At 58.8% G+C, this 17,261-nt stretch carries 15 protein-coding genes; 11 read left to right on the top strand and 4 right to left on the bottom strand.

The window, feature by feature from the left end; genetic code table 11:
- Window positions 1–9: 9 nt before the first annotated feature.
- Window positions 10–1,023, bottom strand: a complete 1,014-nt coding sequence (locus tag AABM52_RS17860; protein ID WP_347907242.1) for a helix-turn-helix domain-containing protein — start codon at window positions 1,021–1,023, stop codon at window positions 10–12.
- 378 nt (window positions 1,024–1,401) lie between these two features.
- On the opposite strand from AABM52_RS17860, the gene antA reads away from it, so the two are divergent.
- The 3 genes from antA to antC are packed head-to-tail and all read left to right on the top strand — an operon-like array spanning window position 1,402 to window position 4,325.
- Window positions 1,402–2,793 (top strand): anthranilate 1,2-dioxygenase large subunit, encoded by a 1,392-nt coding sequence (antA, locus tag AABM52_RS17865; RefSeq protein WP_347907243.1) that lies wholly within the window; start codon window positions 1,402–1,404, stop codon window positions 2,791–2,793.
- On the top strand, window positions 2,793–3,284 hold the full coding sequence (gene antB, locus AABM52_RS17870; RefSeq protein ID WP_347907244.1) for an anthranilate 1,2-dioxygenase small subunit: 492 nt from the start codon (window positions 2,793–2,795) through the stop codon (window positions 3,282–3,284). Before antA ends, antB begins: the two co-directional genes overlap by 1 nt.
- Window positions 3,285–3,302: 18 nt before the next feature.
- Window positions 3,303–4,325, top strand: coding sequence for an anthranilate 1,2-dioxygenase electron transfer component AntC (gene antC / locus AABM52_RS17875; RefSeq protein ID WP_347907245.1), 1,023 nt, complete (start codon window positions 3,303–3,305; stop codon window positions 4,323–4,325).
- Between the two features lie 70 nt (window positions 4,326–4,395).
- Here antC and kynB read toward each other — a convergent pair whose 3' ends face one another.
- Window positions 4,396–5,049, bottom strand: a complete 654-nt coding sequence (gene kynB / locus AABM52_RS17880; protein WP_347907246.1) for an arylformamidase — start codon at window positions 5,047–5,049, stop codon at window positions 4,396–4,398.
- A gap of 299 nt (window positions 5,050–5,348) precedes the next feature.
- Here kynB and AABM52_RS17885 point away from each other — a divergent pair, with 299 nt between their 5' ends.
- From AABM52_RS17885 to AABM52_RS17905, 5 genes are all read left to right on the top strand, one after another.
- Complete coding sequence (locus AABM52_RS17885) at window positions 5,349–5,690, top strand: hypothetical protein (RefSeq protein ID WP_347907247.1); 342 nt, start codon at window positions 5,349–5,351, stop codon at window positions 5,688–5,690.
- A 100-nt stretch (window positions 5,691–5,790) separates the two neighbouring features.
- Window positions 5,791–7,047, top strand: coding sequence for a TolC family protein (locus AABM52_RS17890; protein WP_347907248.1), 1,257 nt, complete (start codon window positions 5,791–5,793; stop codon window positions 7,045–7,047).
- Entirely contained in the window at window positions 7,044–8,528 is a 1,485-nt protein-coding gene (locus tag AABM52_RS17895; RefSeq protein ID WP_347907249.1) for an efflux RND transporter periplasmic adaptor subunit, read from the top strand. The genes AABM52_RS17890 and AABM52_RS17895 overlap by 4 nt, the downstream gene beginning before the upstream one ends.
- Complete coding sequence (locus AABM52_RS17900) at window positions 8,525–11,683, top strand: efflux RND transporter permease subunit (RefSeq protein WP_347907250.1); 3,159 nt, start codon at window positions 8,525–8,527, stop codon at window positions 11,681–11,683. Before AABM52_RS17895 ends, AABM52_RS17900 begins: the two co-directional genes overlap by 4 nt.
- Complete coding sequence (locus AABM52_RS17905; RefSeq protein WP_347907251.1) at window positions 11,680–12,030, top strand: copper-binding protein; 351 nt, start codon at window positions 11,680–11,682, stop codon at window positions 12,028–12,030. The genes AABM52_RS17900 and AABM52_RS17905 overlap by 4 nt, the downstream gene beginning before the upstream one ends.
- Before the next feature lie 743 nt (window positions 12,031–12,773).
- Here the strand turns inward: AABM52_RS17905 and AABM52_RS17910 are convergent.
- The gene (locus AABM52_RS17910) at window positions 12,774–13,376 is read right to left on the bottom strand and encodes a hypothetical protein (protein WP_347907252.1); all 603 of its coding nucleotides are present in this window, start codon (window positions 13,374–13,376) and stop codon (window positions 12,774–12,776) included.
- Between the two features lie 477 nt (window positions 13,377–13,853).
- On the opposite strand from AABM52_RS17910, the gene AABM52_RS17915 reads away from it, so the two are divergent.
- From AABM52_RS17915 to AABM52_RS17925, 3 genes are all read left to right on the top strand, one after another.
- Window positions 13,854–14,339, top strand: coding sequence for an adenosine-specific kinase (locus AABM52_RS17915; protein WP_347907253.1), 486 nt, complete (start codon window positions 13,854–13,856; stop codon window positions 14,337–14,339).
- Between the two features lie 407 nt (window positions 14,340–14,746).
- Window positions 14,747–15,556 (top strand): glycosyltransferase, encoded by an 810-nt coding sequence (locus tag AABM52_RS17920; RefSeq protein WP_347907254.1) that lies wholly within the window; start codon window positions 14,747–14,749, stop codon window positions 15,554–15,556.
- A gap of 83 nt (window positions 15,557–15,639) precedes the next feature.
- Window positions 15,640–16,443, top strand: a complete 804-nt coding sequence (locus AABM52_RS17925; protein ID WP_347907255.1) for a 2OG-Fe(II) oxygenase — start codon at window positions 15,640–15,642, stop codon at window positions 16,441–16,443.
- Between the two features lie 37 nt (window positions 16,444–16,480).
- On the opposite strand, the gene AABM52_RS17930 is transcribed toward AABM52_RS17925, so the two are convergent.
- Window positions 16,481–17,230 carry a hypothetical protein gene (locus AABM52_RS17930; protein WP_347912652.1) on the bottom strand — a complete coding sequence of 250 codons (750 nt, stop codon included), beginning with the start codon at window positions 17,228–17,230 and terminating at the stop codon, window positions 16,481–16,483.
- Window positions 17,231–17,261 lie beyond the last annotated feature (31 nt).

Raw genomic sequence — 17,261 nt, forward strand, 5'->3', positions numbered from 1 at the left:
ACCGGCCCGTCAAAGTCCGTGCAGGCGCCGGGCTTCGTTGCGCTGCAAGGTCATGCTCGGGGTTTCGTCGAACAGCTTGCGGTACTCGGTGGAAAAACGCCCCAGGTGCGTGAACCCCCAACCCATGGCGATCCCGGAAATATTGCGTGCCGAGCCGTGTTCGAGAATCTCCTGGCGCACGGCGTTCAGGCGATGTTTTTTCAGGTAGGCCATCGGCGACAGGGCGAAGTACTTCTTGAACGCGTCGAACAACTTGAAGCGCGAAACGCCGGCAGCGGCTTCGATATCCTCCAGATGCAATGCTTCCCGGGCGTTGTCGTGGATGTATTGCCGGGCCCTGACCAGGTAGTGCGGCAACTTCACCCCCAGCGCGTCGCGCAGTTCTTGCGAGTAGTTGTTTGGCTGGGCAAGGATCAAGCCTTTGATCAGCGAGCTTTCAATGTCCCGGGTGAAGGCCACCTGCTCGAAGAGTTCACTGCTGCGCTCCAGCTCGTCGATGAAATAACGCGCCATGCGCCACCACGACGCCGATGGCCCATCGATCGCATCCATCATCGGTTCGAAGCGCAGCGGCGCATCCAGAGGCCGTTGCAGCATCCCCTCCAGCGCCTCGCTCATCGCCACACGGGTAATCACCACCTGGACCTTGCGACAGTCACCGGAAATCGCCAGCAGCTGGTGTTCATTGGGGGAAATGATGACCCCTTGATCGCGGTCGGACCTGACCACGCTGCCATCCTTGCTCAGTTCCTGTTCGCCCACCAGCGGCAAGCTCAGGCTGTAGCTGCTGAAGTGCTCGGCGTCCTCGATATCGATGGTGACATCGGTACCGTATTCGATAGTGCCCAGGGTAGTGGCCATCGATTTGAACATGTTGGCGCTGTGATGAAAGCGGATCCGTTCGGGGTTCGCGCTCACCAGCCGATGGGGACCGCAGATGCCGGACATCCAGCTTCTGGCGGCCTCCAGGTCATCGCTGTCGACACGAATGTCGCGAAACTGCGGATCGACTTTGCTGCTCATCACGGTGCACTCAAGGTTTTTTTCAGCGCGCTCTGATGGCGCGTATACGGTTTGCAAAGGCAAGTTCCAAGCCACAAGACGGCGGCGCTGACCGGGCGGATAGCAATCGCCAATTAAGTGGATAACGCCTGGCGACTGGAGTCTGGAAATGCCATCAAAGGGTCTCGAACGCCTGCTCGAACAGTACCTGATTACCGCAAACCGCAGCCGCCGTTTATCGCCTGGTACATGCCGCTGGGTATTCGCTGCCCAGCCCTCCCCTTGAGTGTTACCGCCAAACTTTACGGACTGCCTTCGCCCACAAAGCGGATAGACCCCGGCACGCCTAACTCTCTCTAATGACGTACCGATTAGCCCCAATAAAAACAGGTACACCTCATGAGTGGCGAAAGAAACGTCGAGCAATGGAAAACGTTCATCGAAAGCTGCCTGGACTTCCGTCCGGCAGAAGGCGTATTCCGTATCGCCCGGGACATCTTCACCGAGCCGCAGCTGTTCGATCTGGAAATGGAACTGATCTTCGAGAAGAACTGGATCTACGCCTGCCACGAAAGCGAGCTGGCCAACAACCACGACTTCGTGACCATGCGCGCCGGCCGCCAGCCGATGATCATCACCCGCGACGGTGACGGCCAGCTCAATGCACTGATCAATGCCTGCCAGCATCGCGGCACGACGCTGACCAGAGTCGGCAAGGGCAACCAGTCGACCTTTACCTGCCCCTTCCATGCCTGGTGCTACAAAAGCGATGGCCGCCTGGTCAAGGTCAAGGCACCGGGCGAGTACCCGGAAGGCTTCGACAAAGCTACCCGCGGCCTGAAAAAGGCGCGTATCCAGAGCTACAAGGGATTCGTCTTCATCAGCCTTGATGTGCAGGCCGACAACAGCCTGGAAGACTTCCTCGGCGACGCCAAGGTGTTCTTCGACATGATGGTCGCCCAGTCGCCCACCGGTGAGCTGGAGGTACTGCCCGGCAAGTCGGCCTACACCTACGACGGCAACTGGAAACTGCAGAACGAAAACGGCCTCGACGGTTATCACGTCAGCACGGTGCACTACAACTACGTGGCCACGGTGCAGCATCGCCAGCAGGTCAACAGCGAAAACGGCACCGCCGCCAGCGGCACCCTCGACTACAGCAAGCTCGGCGCCGGCGACGCCAATACCGATGACGGCTGGTTCGCGTTCGATAACGGTCACAGCCTGCTGTTCAGCGACATGCCGAACCCGTCGGTGCGCTCCGGCTACTCGACCATCATGCCGCGCCTGATCGAAGAACACGGCCAGCAAAAGGCCGAGTGGATGATGCATCGCCTGCGCAACCTGAACATCTATCCGAGCCTGTTTTTCCTCGATCAGATCAGCTCGCAATTGCGCATCATCCGTCCGGTGGCGTGGAACAAGACCGAAATCATCAGCCAGTGCCTGGGGGTCAAGGAAGAGTCAGCCGCCGACCGCGAAAACCGCATTCGCCAGTTCGAGGATTTCTTCAACGTCTCGGGCCTGGGCACACCGGATGACCTGGTGGAGTTCCGTGAAGCCCAGCGTGGGTTCCAGGCGCGCCTGGAACGCTGGAGCGACATTTCCCGCGGCAGTCACCGCTGGGCCACCGGCGCCACCCCAAACAGCGAATCGATCGGCATCGCCCCGGCCATGACCGGCACCGAATTCACCCACGAAGGGCTTTACGTCAACCAGCACAGCAACTGGCAGAAATTCCTGCTGGATGGTCTGGACGCCAAATCCCTGAAACTCCGTGAGGTGCAATGATGAATGCGCAATTGCAGTACCAGATCGAACAGTTTTTCTATCGCAAATCCGAACTGTGCGACGCCCAGGACTGGGATGCCTATGTCCAGCTGTTCGCCGAGCACAGCGAGTTCCACTTGCCGCAATGGGACTCCGAACACGTCTACACCCGCGACCCCAAGCGCGAAATGTCGCTGATCTATTACCCCAATCGTTCGGGCCTGGAGGACCGCGTGTTCCGCCTGCGCACCGGCAAGTCCGCGTCCTCGACGCCGATGCCGCGCACCCTGCATCAGATCAGCAACGTGCGGATCGGCGCCCTTGCAAACGGCGAGCTGGAGGTACGCCTGAACTGGCACACGCTGTACTACCGCCTGGCGACATCCGAGCAGTTTTATGGCCGCGCGACCTATCACCTCACGCCCCACGTCGATAGCTGGCTGATCACCCGCAAGCACGTGTTGCTGCTCAACGACACCATCAACTCGGTACTCGATTTCTACCACCTCTGAATCCCAGGAGACCGGGGCATGAACCATAAAGTCGCGTTCAGCTTTGCCGACGGCAAAACGCTGTTCTTTCCCGTGCAACCCAATGAAATCCTGCTCGACGCCGCCCTGCGCAATGGCATCAACATTCCCCTGGATTGCCGCGAAGGCGTCTGCGGAACCTGTCAGGGGCGTTGCGAGTCAGGCGATTACAGCCAGGACTATGTGGATGAGGAAGCCCTCTCCAGCCAGGACCTGCAACAACGCAAAATGCTCACCTGCCAGACACGGGTCAAATCCGACGCCGCGTTCTACTTCGACTTCGCGTCCAGCCTGTGCAACGCCGCCGACCCCGATCAACTCAGGGCAAGGGTCACCGATGTCAAACAGGTGTCGGCCAGCACGGCGATCCTGCATCTGAACCTGGGCGATGCGGGGCAATCGCTGGATTACCTGCCCGGACAATACGCCCGGCTGTCGATTCCGGGGACCGAAAACAAGCGCTCCTACTCGTTCGCCAATCGGCCAAGCACCAGCAATGAGCTGCAGTTTCTGATTCGCCTGCTTCCCGATGGCGTAATGAGCAACTACATCCGCGAACGCTGCCAGGTGGGCGACGAAATCGCCCTGGAGGCACCGCTGGGGGCGTTTTATCTGCGACACGTCGCCAGGCCACTGATCCTGGTGGCCGGTGGCACCGGTCTTTCGGCATTGCTGGGCATGCTCGACGAACTCGCCGAGCGCGGCTGCGAACAGCCCGTGCACTTGTACTACGGTGTGCGCGATGCGGCCGATTTGTGCGAACAGGCGCGCATCCAGGCGTATGAACAACGCCTCCCGGGGTTTCGCTACACCGAAGTGGTCAGCGAACCGTCGCCACACTGGACCGGCAAGCGTGGCTACATTGCCGAACACTTCGACATCGCCGAACTGCGTGATGGCCAGGTCGATATGTACGTTTGCGGGCCACCGCCGATGGTGGAGTCGATCAAGACCTGGCTGCAGGCACAGACACTGGACAGTGTGCAGCTGTACTACGAGAAATTCACCGAGAGCAATGCCTGACGCCGCTCACCCGAAGGGGGCGCCAGGGTGGTGCCCGGTTCCGGCGTCCCCTTCGGATCTGTTGAATGAGCTACACGCGCTGTGAAGTACTCAACGGCCGCAAAATCGCCCTGACCGGACTGGCATCCAGATGAGCGAACCGCAGCGGCAAGGCGATCAACTCGTAATCGCCTTCCGGGACCTCATCCAGCACGATGCCTTCAAGAATCGCCATGTGATGGCGGGCCACGGCACCGTGTGAATCCATGGTCCTGGATTGCTGGGGGTCCAGCGACGGCGTATCGATGCCAATCAACCGCACGCCAAGGCTCGCCAGCAAGTCGATGGTTTCCTTGGCAACAGCCGTGAAGTTCGAGTCCCAGGTCGTCAGCGGTGCCTGTCGATAGGTTCGCAGCAGCACACGCTCGGGCACATCGTGCAAACGCCCTTCCAGTTGCCCGGGCTGCACCAGCTCACCGCTGTCCAGACAATGCAAAACGCGGCAAGGCCCGATATAGACATCCAACCCGACTTCGCCAATCGCCGCGCCGTCAGCGCTGTAATGCAGCGGTGCATCAACGTGGGCGCCGGTATGCGGCGACAGGGTGATGCGCCCGACATTCACCGGACACTCGGGACCGTAGGTCCAGACGCGCTCCTCCTGGAAAGGCGTGTCTCCCGGCCAGGTCGGTGTCTCGCTACTCAAGGGCGGACTGATGTCCCACAACGTTGGTTTTTTTGTCATCGCGATGCTCACGGTGGTTTACGAGTGAAATGATACGAGGGACAGCGGTGACGATTCGTGCAAAAAAACCAGGTATTCGTGCGGGCTTTCGCATAATCCGCCATGGATGGGCACGATTGCGGCAGGAAATTTCAACACATGCCGCTTGTGGGTCATTGCACCTGCTGCGTAAACCCTCTGTCAGCGATAATGCTGGCTTAATTCATATACGGTGATATCGCCTGGATCAACGCCTTCGGCAGGCTGTGAGAACACCCATTCAATTGTAAGAGCCCAATTCAGCCACTACACTCCAGCCCATGAAACGCTACCTGCGGTTTTGCCTCATTTTCGTGATTAGCCTGGTGCTTCCCCTCAGCGGGATGGCGGGTGTTCAGGCGCCCACAGAACCGTGCCCGATGAAGACGATGGGCATGGCGATGATGGATGACATGGGAATGGACTGCTGCAACGACATGAAAAGCCCGACAGAGCATGGCAAGCCCTGCAAGCCGGGCCAGGAATGCAAGACAGGCGGCATGCTGCAAGTCTCGATCCTCAAGCCTCCTGTCACCGTGTTCAGCCCCGTAGTGGCTTCTTTCTTCAGTGATTCCCTGCCCGTACATTCCCCGTCCGGGGTATGGCGACCGCCTCGCGTTTGATTCCTGTCCAACATTGAGCCTCATTCCGCAATAGCGGGATGGACTGACTGCGCGCCTGTCTTTTTGACGCGTGCAGTGGATGATCACAGGAATCGTAAACATGAACTCCAAGTGCTATTGCACAGGCTGGTCCCTCGTGGCCGGTCTGGCGGCAAGCGTACTGGCATTGCCGGGCTTCGCTGCCGCACTGACGCTCGATGAAGCGCTGCGGCTGGCCGAAAACAATGCGCCGTCGCTGGCTGCACAAGATGCAAAGATTCAGGCTGCCAGCAGTGCGGCTATTCCAGCGGGTGAACTACCTGACCCCAAGCTGCTGGCAGGTGTGCAGAACTACCCCATCGGCGGCCCGGATCGCTGGAGCATCAACGATGACTTCATGACCATGCAAATGGTCGGGGTCAGGCAAGAGATGCCCAACGGTGACAAACGCAAAGCCCGCATCGAGGTCGCCAACGCCGCCGTTGATCGCGCTGCCGCCGAGCGTCGGGTTGCACGTCTGAACGTACGCCAATCCACGGCATTGGCCTGGATCAACAGCTACTCGGTCGAGCGAAAAGATGCGCTGTTCCAGGACTTCTACAAAGAAAACCGTCTGCTGACCGATACCGTCCGGGCGCAGATTGCCGGTGGTCGCGCTCAACCCGCCGATGCGGTGACGCCCAAGCAAGAAGCGGCTCGACTGGCAGAGCAGCAGGACGATCTGGTTCTCCAGAGAGCGCAGGCCCGGGCGGCCCTCAAACGCTGGATTGGCTCCGCTGCCAACGACCAGCCTGTGGGCACCTTGCCGCAGTGGCCCGTCGATTCCTCAAGCTACGCCCATAAACTGCAACACCACCCCGAGTTGGCAGCGTTTGCGCCGATGACCCGCGAAGCGCAAGCCAAGGTTCGTGAAGCCGAGTCGGAGAAAAAGTCAGACTGGAGTTGGGAGCTTGACTATCAACATCGCGATCGCCAGTTCGGCGACATGGTCAGCGTGCAATTGTCCTGGGACTTGCCGCTGTTTCCCGACTCCCGGCAAAACCCGAAAATCGCAGCCAAACAGGCTGAACTCAGCCAGCTTGAGGCTGAGCGCGAAGCCCTGTCACGCGAGCACACTCAGCAACTGGAAAACGAACTGGCCGACTATGAGCGCCTGAATCGTGCGGTAAGCCGCAACCAGGAAAGCCTGTTGCCGCTGGCCAGGGAAAAGGTCGAACTCAGCATGGCCAGCTACCGTGCCGGCAAAGGCGATTTAAACGCCGTTGTGGCCGCCCGACGTGAACTCATCGAAGCCCGGCTCAAACAGATCGACGTGGAAGAGCAGCGAGCGCTGAGCAGTGCGCGTCTGTATTTTGCTTATGGGGAGTCTGGCCAATGATCCTTGAAAAATGGAACGGCGCATTGCTGGTTGGCATCTCGCTGGCATTGGGTGTTGCCGGTGGCTACTGGTTCGCTCACCAGCGCATGAGCGCGGTACCTGTTGCCGCCCAGGAGCAGAAACTCAATTCGCCGGACGAACGCAAGGCACTGTATTGGTACGACCCCATGTACCCGCAGCAAAAGTTCGATAAACCGGGTAAGTCCCCCTTCATGGACATGCAACTGGTCCCCCAGTACGCCAGCGGCACAGCGGACCGCGCGAGCGTCAGTATCGATCCGGGTCTGACCCAGAATCTCGGTCTGCGTTTTGCGACCGTCGCTCGTGGAAACTTTGAGTCCAGCCTCGACGTGACAGGTGTCCTGGCGTTCAACGAGCGTGATGTCGCCGTCATTCAGGCACGCACCCCTGGTTTTGTGGAGCGGGTCTATGCCCATGCACCCGGTGATGTGCTCAAAGCCAATGCGGCACTGGCGGATATCCTGGTGCCGGAGTGGGCAGCCGCCCAGACAGAGTTTCTTGCCCTCAAGCGCAACGGTGATGCCGACCTGTTGGCTGCGGCCCGCCAGCGACTGCGGCTCACAGGGATGCCGGCGGCGCTGATCACCCAGGTAGAGCGCAGTGGCAACGTCCAGCCGAACCTGACCCTCACCAGCCCCATCAGCGGCGTGCTGCAAGAGTTGAACGTACGAGCGGGCATGACCGTGTCGGCTGGCGAGACTCTGGCACGCGTCAATGGCTTGAGCAGTGTCTGGCTGGCCGTGGCCGTTCCGGAATCGGAGGCGGGAGCCATCACCGTGGGCCAGGCCGTCGAGGCACGCTTGCCAGCCTTTCCAGGGTTAACGCTCAGTGGCAAGGTCAGCGCGATTTTGCCCGAGACCAATCCGGACAGCCGCACCCTTCGCATACGTGTCGAGTTACCCAATCCGGACGGACGCCTGAGACCAGGTTTGACGGCGCAGGTCCGCCTCAACCACTCGACCGAACACAGTGTGTTGTGGGTGCCAAGTGAGGCGGTTATCCGCACTGGCCGACGTGCCCTGGTAATGCTCGCCGAAGACGCCGGCCGCTACCGCCCGGTGGAGGTGCAACCCGGGCAGGAAAGCGATGGCAAGACGGTGATTTTGAAAGGTCTGGAAGAAGGCTGGAAGGTGGTTACGTCTGGCCAGTTCCTCCTCGATTCCGAGGCCAGTCTCAAGGGCATTGTTGCTACCTCTGAGGAAGGGTCACCCCCCATTGGAGCTGCCGCCAGTTTGCACGAGGCGGATGGGCAGATCGTTGAGATCAACGACAAAGAAGTTACGCTCGCCCATGGTCCTTTCAAGACGCTGGGCATGTCTGGCATGACGATGACGTTCCCTCTCGCCAATCCGGCGCTGATGCAGGGCCTCAAGGCTGGTGACAAGGTTCGGGTCGCGGTGAGCCAGACCGACGATGGCTTGCGTGTCGAGCGCCTGGCCAAATCGGGGAGCCAGCCATGATTGCGGCCCTCATTCGTTGGTCAGTGGCCAACCGGTTCCTGGTGCTACTGGCGACGTTGTTCGTCACGGCTTGGGGTATCTGGTCGGTACAGAGCACACCCATTGATGCACTGCCAGATCTCTCGGATGTCCAGGTGATCATCCGCACCCCCTATGCAGGACAAGCGCCGCAGATTGTCGAGAACCAGGTGACCTATCCGTTGGCCACCACCATGCTTTCGGTGCCGGGCGCCAGGACCGTGCGTGGTTACTCCTTCTTCGGCGACAGCTTCGTTTACGTGCTGTTCGAAGACGGCACGGACTTGTACTGGGCTCGCTCGCGGGTGTTGGAATACCTGAGCCAGGTACAAAGCCGGTTGCCGGCCAGCGCCAAGCCGGCGTTGGGGCCGGATGCGACGGGAGTGGGCTGGATCTATCAGTACGCACTGGTGGATCGCAGTGGTGGACACGACCTGGCGCAACTGCGCGCGCTTCAGGACTGGTTCCTCAAGTTTGAACTCAAGACACTGCCGAACGTTGCGGAGGTGGCCACGGTGGGTGGCATGGTCAAGCAGTACCAGGTACAGCTTGATCCGCTGAAACTGGCCAGCCTCGGTATCACTCAGGCTGCGGTGACCGACGCTATCGGCAAGGCCAATCAGGAAACCGGTGGCGCGGTGCTGGAGATGGCCGAGACCGAGTTCATCGTGCGGGCTTCCGGTTACTTGAAGACGCTCAATGACTTTCGGGCGATCCCGCTCAAGTTGGGTTCGGGTGGTGTTCCGGTGACCCTTGGCGATGTCGCCACGATTCAGTTGGGGCCGGAAATGCGGCGTGGCATTACCGAACTCGACGGCGAAGGCGAGACCGTCGGTGGCGTGGTGATTTTGCGCAGCGGCAAGAATGCTCGCGAGACTATCGCAGCGGTCAAGACCAAGCTCGACGAACTGAAAAGCAGTCTGCCGGCCGGGGTGGAAATCGTCACCACCTACGACCGTAGCAAGCTGATCGACCGCGCGGTGGAAAACCTCAGCCACAAACTGATCGAAGAGTTCATCGTCGTCGCGTTGGTCTGCGGGATCTTTCTCTGGCACTTGCGCTCATCGCTGGTGGCGATCATTTCGCTGCCGGTGGGAGTGCTGATTGCCTTCATCGTCATGCGCTACCAAGGCATCAACGCCAACATCATGTCCTTGGGCGGGATTGCCATCGCCATCGGCGCCATGGTCGATGCCGCCGTGGTGATGATCGAGAACGCCCACAAAAAGATTGAGGCCTGGCACGTAGCCAATCCAGGGGAGGAACTCAAGGGCGAGCGTCATTGGCATGTCATGACCGAAGCAGCGGCGGAGGTAGGCCCGGCGCTTTTCTTCTGTTTGCTGATCATCACCTTGTCGTTCATTCCGGTGTTCACCCTGGAGGCTCAGGAAGGACGGCTGTTCGGCCCTTTGGCGTTCACCAAGACCTACGCCATGGCCGCAGCAGCGGGATTGTCAGTGACCCTGGTGCCCGTGCTGATGGGCTACTGGATTCGGGGACGAATTCCCGGTGAACAACAGAACCCGTTGAACCGGTGGTTGATCCGGATCTATCAGCCGGCCCTGGACGCGGTCTTGCGTCGGCCGAAGATCACGCTGCTGGTCGCGCTATTGGTTTTTGTCAGCGCGCTATGGCCAATGTCGCGCTTGGGTGGCGAGTTTCTACCCCCGCTGGACGAGGGCGACCTGCTCTATATGCCTTCGGCCCTGCCGGGACTATCGGCGCAGAAAGCTGCGCAACTGCTGCAACAGACCGACCGGTTGATCAAGACCGTGCCAGAGGTCGAACACGTCTTCGGTAAAGCCGGTCGTGCCGAAACCGCCACCGACCCGGCACCGCTGGAAATGTTCGAAACCACGATCCAGTTCAAGCCACATGAGCAATGGCGCGCAGGCATGACTCAGGAAAAGCTGGTGGAGGAGCTGGATCGCGTGGTGCGCGTTCCCGGTTTGACCAACATCTGGATACCGCCGATTCGCAATCGTATCGACATGCTCGCGACGGGCATAAAGAGCCCGATCGGTGTGAAGGTTGCCGGCACCAATCTGGCGGAAATCGATGCGGTCACCCAGGCGGTCGAGCGAGTGGCCAAGGACGTGCCCGGTGTCAGTTCGGCCCTGGCCGAACGGCTGACCGGTGGCCGCTATATCGATGTGGATATCGACCGCAAGGCTGCTGCTCGTTACGGGCTGAACATCGCCGATGTGCAGTCCATCGTGGCCGGTGCCATCGGTGGTGAAAATGTCGGGGAGACCATTGAAGGTCTCGCACGTTTCCCGATCAACGTACGTTACCCACGGGAATGGCGCGACTCGCTCGGCGCCCTGGAGCAACTGCCGATCTACACCCCGCTGGGGAGCCAGATCACCCTTGGCACGGTAGCGAAGGTCAAGGTCAGTGACGGCCCACCGATGCTCAAGAGCGAGAACGCACGGCCTTCAGGCTGGGTGTACATCGATGTGCGCGGGCGAGACATTGCCTCGGTGGTCGCCGATCTACGCCGGGTCATCAATGAGCAGGTCAAGTTGCAGCCAGGCATGAGCCTCAGTTACTCAGGACAGTTCGAGTTTCTCGAGAGGGCCAACGCACGGCTCAAACTGGTGGTGCCTGCCACGCTGTTGATCATCTTCGTGTTGCTCTACCTGACTTTTGCCCGATTCGATGAGGCCCTGCTGATCATGGCCACTCTGCCATTCGCCCTGACTGGCGGAGCATGGTTCCTCTACCTGCTGGGGTTCAACCTGTCGGTCGCCACCGGGGTCGGCTTCATCGCCCTGGCCGGTGTTTCTGCCGAGTTTGGCGTGATCATGCTGCTCTATCTGAAGAATGCCTGGGCCGAACGTGAAGACCTCGGTGACAGCACTGAACGCGGGCTGGTGGCGGCGATTCGTGAAGGCGCCGTGCAGCGCGTTCGCCCCAAGGCCATGACCGTGGCCGTCATCATTGCCGGCCTGCTGCCCATTCTGTTGGGCAGCGGCACCGGCAGCGAAGTGATGAGCCGCATTGCCGCGCCCATGGTCGGCGGCATGGTCACGGCACCCTTGCTCTCCCTGTTTGTCATTCCGGCAGCCTATCGATTGATGCGTCGCCGGCACCTCCTGCCTGTACCCACAACACCTCAAGGAAAAGTCGTATGAAACTCACCCTGATTGCAATCGCAAGCACCGTATTCGCGCTTTCACTGTCTGCCCGCGCGCAGGACATGCCAGGCATGAAAATGGACGGCATGGAAGGCATGCAGATGAAGCAGGAAACTAAACAGGCTCCGGTATCCAATGCCGAAGGTACGATCAAGGCTATCGATACTGCGAAGCATACGGTGACGATCGCCCACGGCGCCGTTCCCGCCCTGCAATGGCCGCCGATGACGATGGCCTTTTCCGTGACGCAAGATCAGTTGTCGGGGTTGACGCCTGGAGACCGGGTTTCGTTTTCCTTCCGGCTAGAGGGTAACCGCGCCTCGATCGTGTCCATTAATAAGTAAATTCCGGTGGTGGAGTGTCCGGCACATGTCGTCGTGCCGGACTGACCCATTAAATCCACTGTTTCAGGAAAAACGGAGGGTTCGGGGTTTTGTGAACGGCCGGCAATTGCCTACCCGTCCAGTTGCGTTTCCTCTTGCGTCATCCTCGTCGGTGTTTCGGATCTGCAACAGATTTCGAAAAAAAGTCGCAAGCCCCGCGACTATGCAGGGCTTGCGACTTATGGCCGATACGTCCTTCAAACTCCCGAGACGTCATCGACGGGTATGCCTGACTTGTTCATTGCCGAACGTGCAGGCCTAGTTCTCTACCTCAACCGCGTCGAAATCCGGCGCGTCCGGGGCGTCCGCTACATCCTCTCTGTCCACCCTCGCCTTGGCTTCGTCAGCCTCTCTGGCTGCCTCCGCCTTGGCTTTGTCAGCCTCTCTGGCTGCCTTCGCCTTGGCTTTGTCAGCCTCTCTGGCTGCGTTCGCCTTCGCTTTGTCAGCCTCTCTGGCTACGTTCGCCTTGGCTTTGGCTGCGTCCCTGGCAGCATCTGCGTCGGCCTTGGCGGCGTCCCTGGCTGCATCCGCAGCGGCCCGGGCAGCGTCTCTGGCTGCATCTGCATCTGCGCGCGGTACGCCAGCAGCTCTTGCGGCATCCCGGGCTGCATCCGCCTTAGCTCTGGCGGCGTCCCGGGCTGCATCTGCCTTAGCTCTGGCGGCGTCCCGGGCTGCATCTGCGTCAGCCTTGGCCGCGTTTCTGGCTACATCAGCGTCATTTCTGGCAACGCCCCTGTCTTCCGCGGCTTCCCTGGCAGCGTCCCTGGCGTCTTCTGCGGCTTCCCTTGCAGCGTCACCCGCGTCTTCTGCGGCTTCTCTGGCTGCATCTGCGGCGTTATCCGCGTCGTTGTCATCGTCGTTGTCACGCGCGTCGTTGTCACGCGCATTGCCTGGGCCTCTGTTCCCGACCATTCCACCATGGTCATCGTCGTTGTCACGGGCATTGCCCGGGCCTCTGTTTCCGGCCATACCACCATGGTCTGCATCGCCGCGACCGTCACCGCCATGGCCTGCTGCACCATGACCGCCACCGCCGTCACCGCCATGACCACCGCCTCCGGAGCCTCCACTGCCGGAGCCGCCGCCACCGTGACCGCCTCCGCCTTCACCGCCATGACCTCCGCCTCCGGAGCCTCCACTGCCGGAGCCACCGCCACCTCCGTGGCCGCCTCCGCCGTCACCACCGTGACCACCGCCTCCGGAGCCTCCACTGCCGGAGCCACCGCCACCTCCGTGGCCGCCTCCGCCGTCACCACCGTGACCACCACCTCCGGAACCGCCGCCACCGCCGTTACCTCCACCACCACCGCCGCCATCCTTGGCATACACGCTGGAGAAACTGCCGATGTAATCGGGCACCAGAACAGTCGATGCAGACAAGACCCCGCCTATTGCCAGAGCCAACAAACATTTCTTGAGCAGCATGATGCACCTCCGCTTGGAGTTGCGTCGTCACCTCCATATCGAACGCAATGTCCAGTGAGTTCCCGGCCGCCCATTGGAGCGGCCAGCCAACCGGCACGGGCATAAATCTGCAGCATTAACGAGCCACTGCGGTATCCGTACGATCCCTCAGAGCCAGCCGGTATCGTAGCGTGGGAAATATTCCCACATCACTTAGATTAGTCCTGTCAGCCCAAGTGTCAACGACCAGACATCAGGTCCTGGGCACGCGTTGAACAATTGACCAAGAACAGACAGAAGACACAGCAATAACCAATGAGTAGCTATGCTTGGTTTGTTGCCAGACTCTCTTGGCAACATCGTGAAAGGAGGCGTTTGAGATGCAACTCATCACGTTGAAAATCGAAAAGCCGGATGTGACGAACTTCATCCTGGGTCAGACGCACTTCATCAAGTCCGTCGAGGACATCCACGAAGCGCTGGTCAATACCGTGCCAGGCATCCAGTTTGGCGTGGCCTTTTGTGAAGCCTCCGGCCAATGCCTGGTGCGATGGTCCGGCACCGATAGCTCAATGATTGAACTTGCACAAAGGAATGCGAAAGCCATCGCCGCAGGCCATAGCTTCATCATTTTCCTGGGCGACGGTTTCTATCCGCTGAACGTGTTGAACACCATCAAAATGGTTCCAGAGGTATGCCGTATCTTTTGTGCAACAGCCAATCCGACCGAAGTGATTCTCGCTGAGACGCAGCAAGGGCGAGCGATCCTGGGCGTAGTGGATGGCTTTTGTGCCAATGACCTCGAAGGCGATGAAGACATTCTGTGGCGCAAGAACTTGTTGCGACAGATTGGCTACAAGCTGTGAGTTGCAGAGCGTGCACCCAAGCACGCTCAACCGGTGCATGATACGCAGCGCGTGACGCCCTGTTCGGGGAGGTACTGCAGGTGCTGACACACCACATGACATAGCAAATTACCTGAATGCCTTACGCAAGAGCAGTTCACACCGTCCCAAGACGCTGGCCTGTCCAGCCTCCTGATGTAACGAATCAAGTCAAAATGTTTACCTGCAGGGCAGATCCTTATACGATGAACTCCGTTTCTACGGCTCTCCGTCGGGCCTGAACAGGCCTTGGTTATTATGCATGACAAAGCGAATTAACAAATTGTGCTCTATGGCCACGCAAGATTTTGCGCGAAAAAACAAGCAAGAACTGTATACAGGTTTAATCATCTATATAACCAAATACAATAACATTGAGCACCCGAACGATGAATAACCCTGATTTACTGGCCGAAAGCTCCAAAGCCTTCAGCATAGTTATAGTAAATTACAAAACACCAGAAATTACCAAAATATGCCTGGACTTATTGCACCAGCATTTTGGCAATAACAGCGTCCCGGTGTGGGTGGTTGACAACTATTCCGCCGATGAAAGCACCGAGTATCTACGAACGCTTGACTGGATCAACTTGATCGAGCGCTCTATTACCGAACCAGAAGCTGGCCATATTGCACATGGCAAGGCACTTGACATGGTTCTGGAGCGAATTGACACCGATTATTTATTCCTGATGCACACCGATACATTTGTTTTCGACAAAAATGTTTTTCCGATGATGCTGAATAAATGCTTGAAAAACCCGAAGGTCGCGGCCGTTGGTTGTGTCGAGCAAATAAACCGCGGCACCACGAGATCTGTCTGGCGCTATAGCTCACGACTGTTCAAGCACCACTTCAGACGCCTGAAAATCTCCATGGGATTGCGATCCAGAGAACCAAAGCCGTACAAAGAAGTCTACTTGAAAAGTTTCTGCACATTGTGGAACTGCAAACTTGTCAAACAGCACAACATGCACTTTTCGATGGATGATCGCGTGCCAGGCTATACCCTCCAGGACCGCATGACCGAGCTTGGCTATGAAGTTGAAATGTTATCACCGCGTAAAATCTTCAGCTATCTGGATCACATTCAGTCCGGCACTGTTGCAGCGGTTGGCGGCTATGGTGAAACTCATAGACGAACCAAAATGTACAACAACATCCTTAAGCGTCTGAACAAGGACGACAGGGCAAATTGAGCGGCGAATAGACGCAACGAGCAGGGCGTTCAACCCTGCGTGAAGTCACCCATACGTTTTTATATCAGGTCATTGGAGCGGTAATGGCACCCATCACTCAAGCACTACCTATCACCCTGTCCCCGGAGCTTGATTTCGACCAAGATGCCGCCAGCGCCTTTGGTGCCTCGTTGACCGGTAGCTATGTCCAGGCCACGCCATTTCCGCACATAGTCATCGACAACTTCTTGCACGAAGACCTGATTGCGAGCATCTGCTCGCACTTCCCGATCGAGCCAACCAATAACGAAATGCTCTACGAGCGCGGCTATAAAGGTCAAAGCAAACGTCAAATCAGTCCCAACGAATGCGACCCCTATCTGAAGACTGTTTTCAACGCCTTTAACTCGGCCCCCATGTTGCAGTTTCTTGAAAAGCTCACAGGCATCGAAGGTTTGATACCCGACCCCTACTTTTCTGGTGGCGGCCTGCATGAAACGAAAAGCGGTGGTTTCCTGGGAGTGCACTCGGACTTCAGGCTCAACAAAAAACTTAATGTTGAGCGCAGGCTGAATATCATCATTTATCTGAATGAAGACTGGCAGGAGGAATACGGCGGCAACCTGGAACTTTGGGATGTCGGCATGAAGACCTGCCTTAAAAAAGTCCTGCCCATTTACAATCGCTGTGTCGTTTTCAACACAGACAAAGACAGTAATCACGGGCACCCGGAGCCTTTAACCACTCCGGAACACATCACCCGCAGGTCTATCGCGCTTTATTACTACACCGCGGGAACCATGGCGATCGATCCGGCACAAAGAAACAAAACCCACTACAAACCAAGGCCCAAAGATCGTTTAAGCCTGAAGTACTACATCAATAAACTGATCAAGAAGAAAAACTGAACGGCAAAGCGCCCTGGTGCAGACAGGCGGCCCGGAATCAGTAAGCGTGGCTGAGCAACAGCCCGGCCTCGCCGTCCGGGCTGGCGTCGGAAAAACCCTTGACGGCATACAACTGAATCTTCCACTCCTGATTGAGCTTGTGTGTGAGGAAGAGCGTGAGCTCCTTGATTTCGTCACCCGTGGAAACGACCTTCTGCCGCCAGTCGTAGGACACGCCCGCCGTGGTGCGCGCGAACACGGGCATGGCGAAGCCCAGGCCGGCGAATATCGGGTTATCGAAGTCAGAGCCCGAGGGGTCGCCGTACTTTTTCCAGCCCAGGGTAGCGAACCCGGTCACGGGACCGAAGGCTTTGGCGACATCGACCTGGGCGGAATAGTCGGTTTTGCCGGTGCCCAGGCACTTGTCTTCGTCGGCGGTGGGCAACTTGACCTTGCCGATCAGGTCCACGAACAGCCCGCCAACGCTGCCGTCCAGCACGGCATAGTCGGCACCGGCAACGGTGTCGCCCAGACCGCTTTCGACCTTGCCGCAACCGCCAGGCAGCGGATCGCCGTCAGGGCCGACCGAAGGATTGGTGATTCGAAGCCAGGGCACGGTGAGCTTGTAGGTCATGGGACCGGTTTCGTATCTGCCCACTAGCGGGACGTACCAGGTTTCGGACGTAGTACCGGTGCCATAGTCGCCTCGCGAGTAGTCGGTTCCGATCGAGGTCGTGAAGGTATCGGCCAGGGCAGGCAAGGCCAGGCTGGCAAGCCAGCCGACGAGCAGGATGCGCTTGGGGTCCATGTTCACCTCGTGTCCGGCGTCATCGAAGTTC

It is taken from the genome of Pseudomonas grandcourensis, assembly GCF_039909015.1.
GTDB classification, from domain to species: domain Bacteria; phylum Pseudomonadota; class Gammaproteobacteria; order Pseudomonadales; family Pseudomonadaceae; genus Aquipseudomonas; species Aquipseudomonas grandcourensis.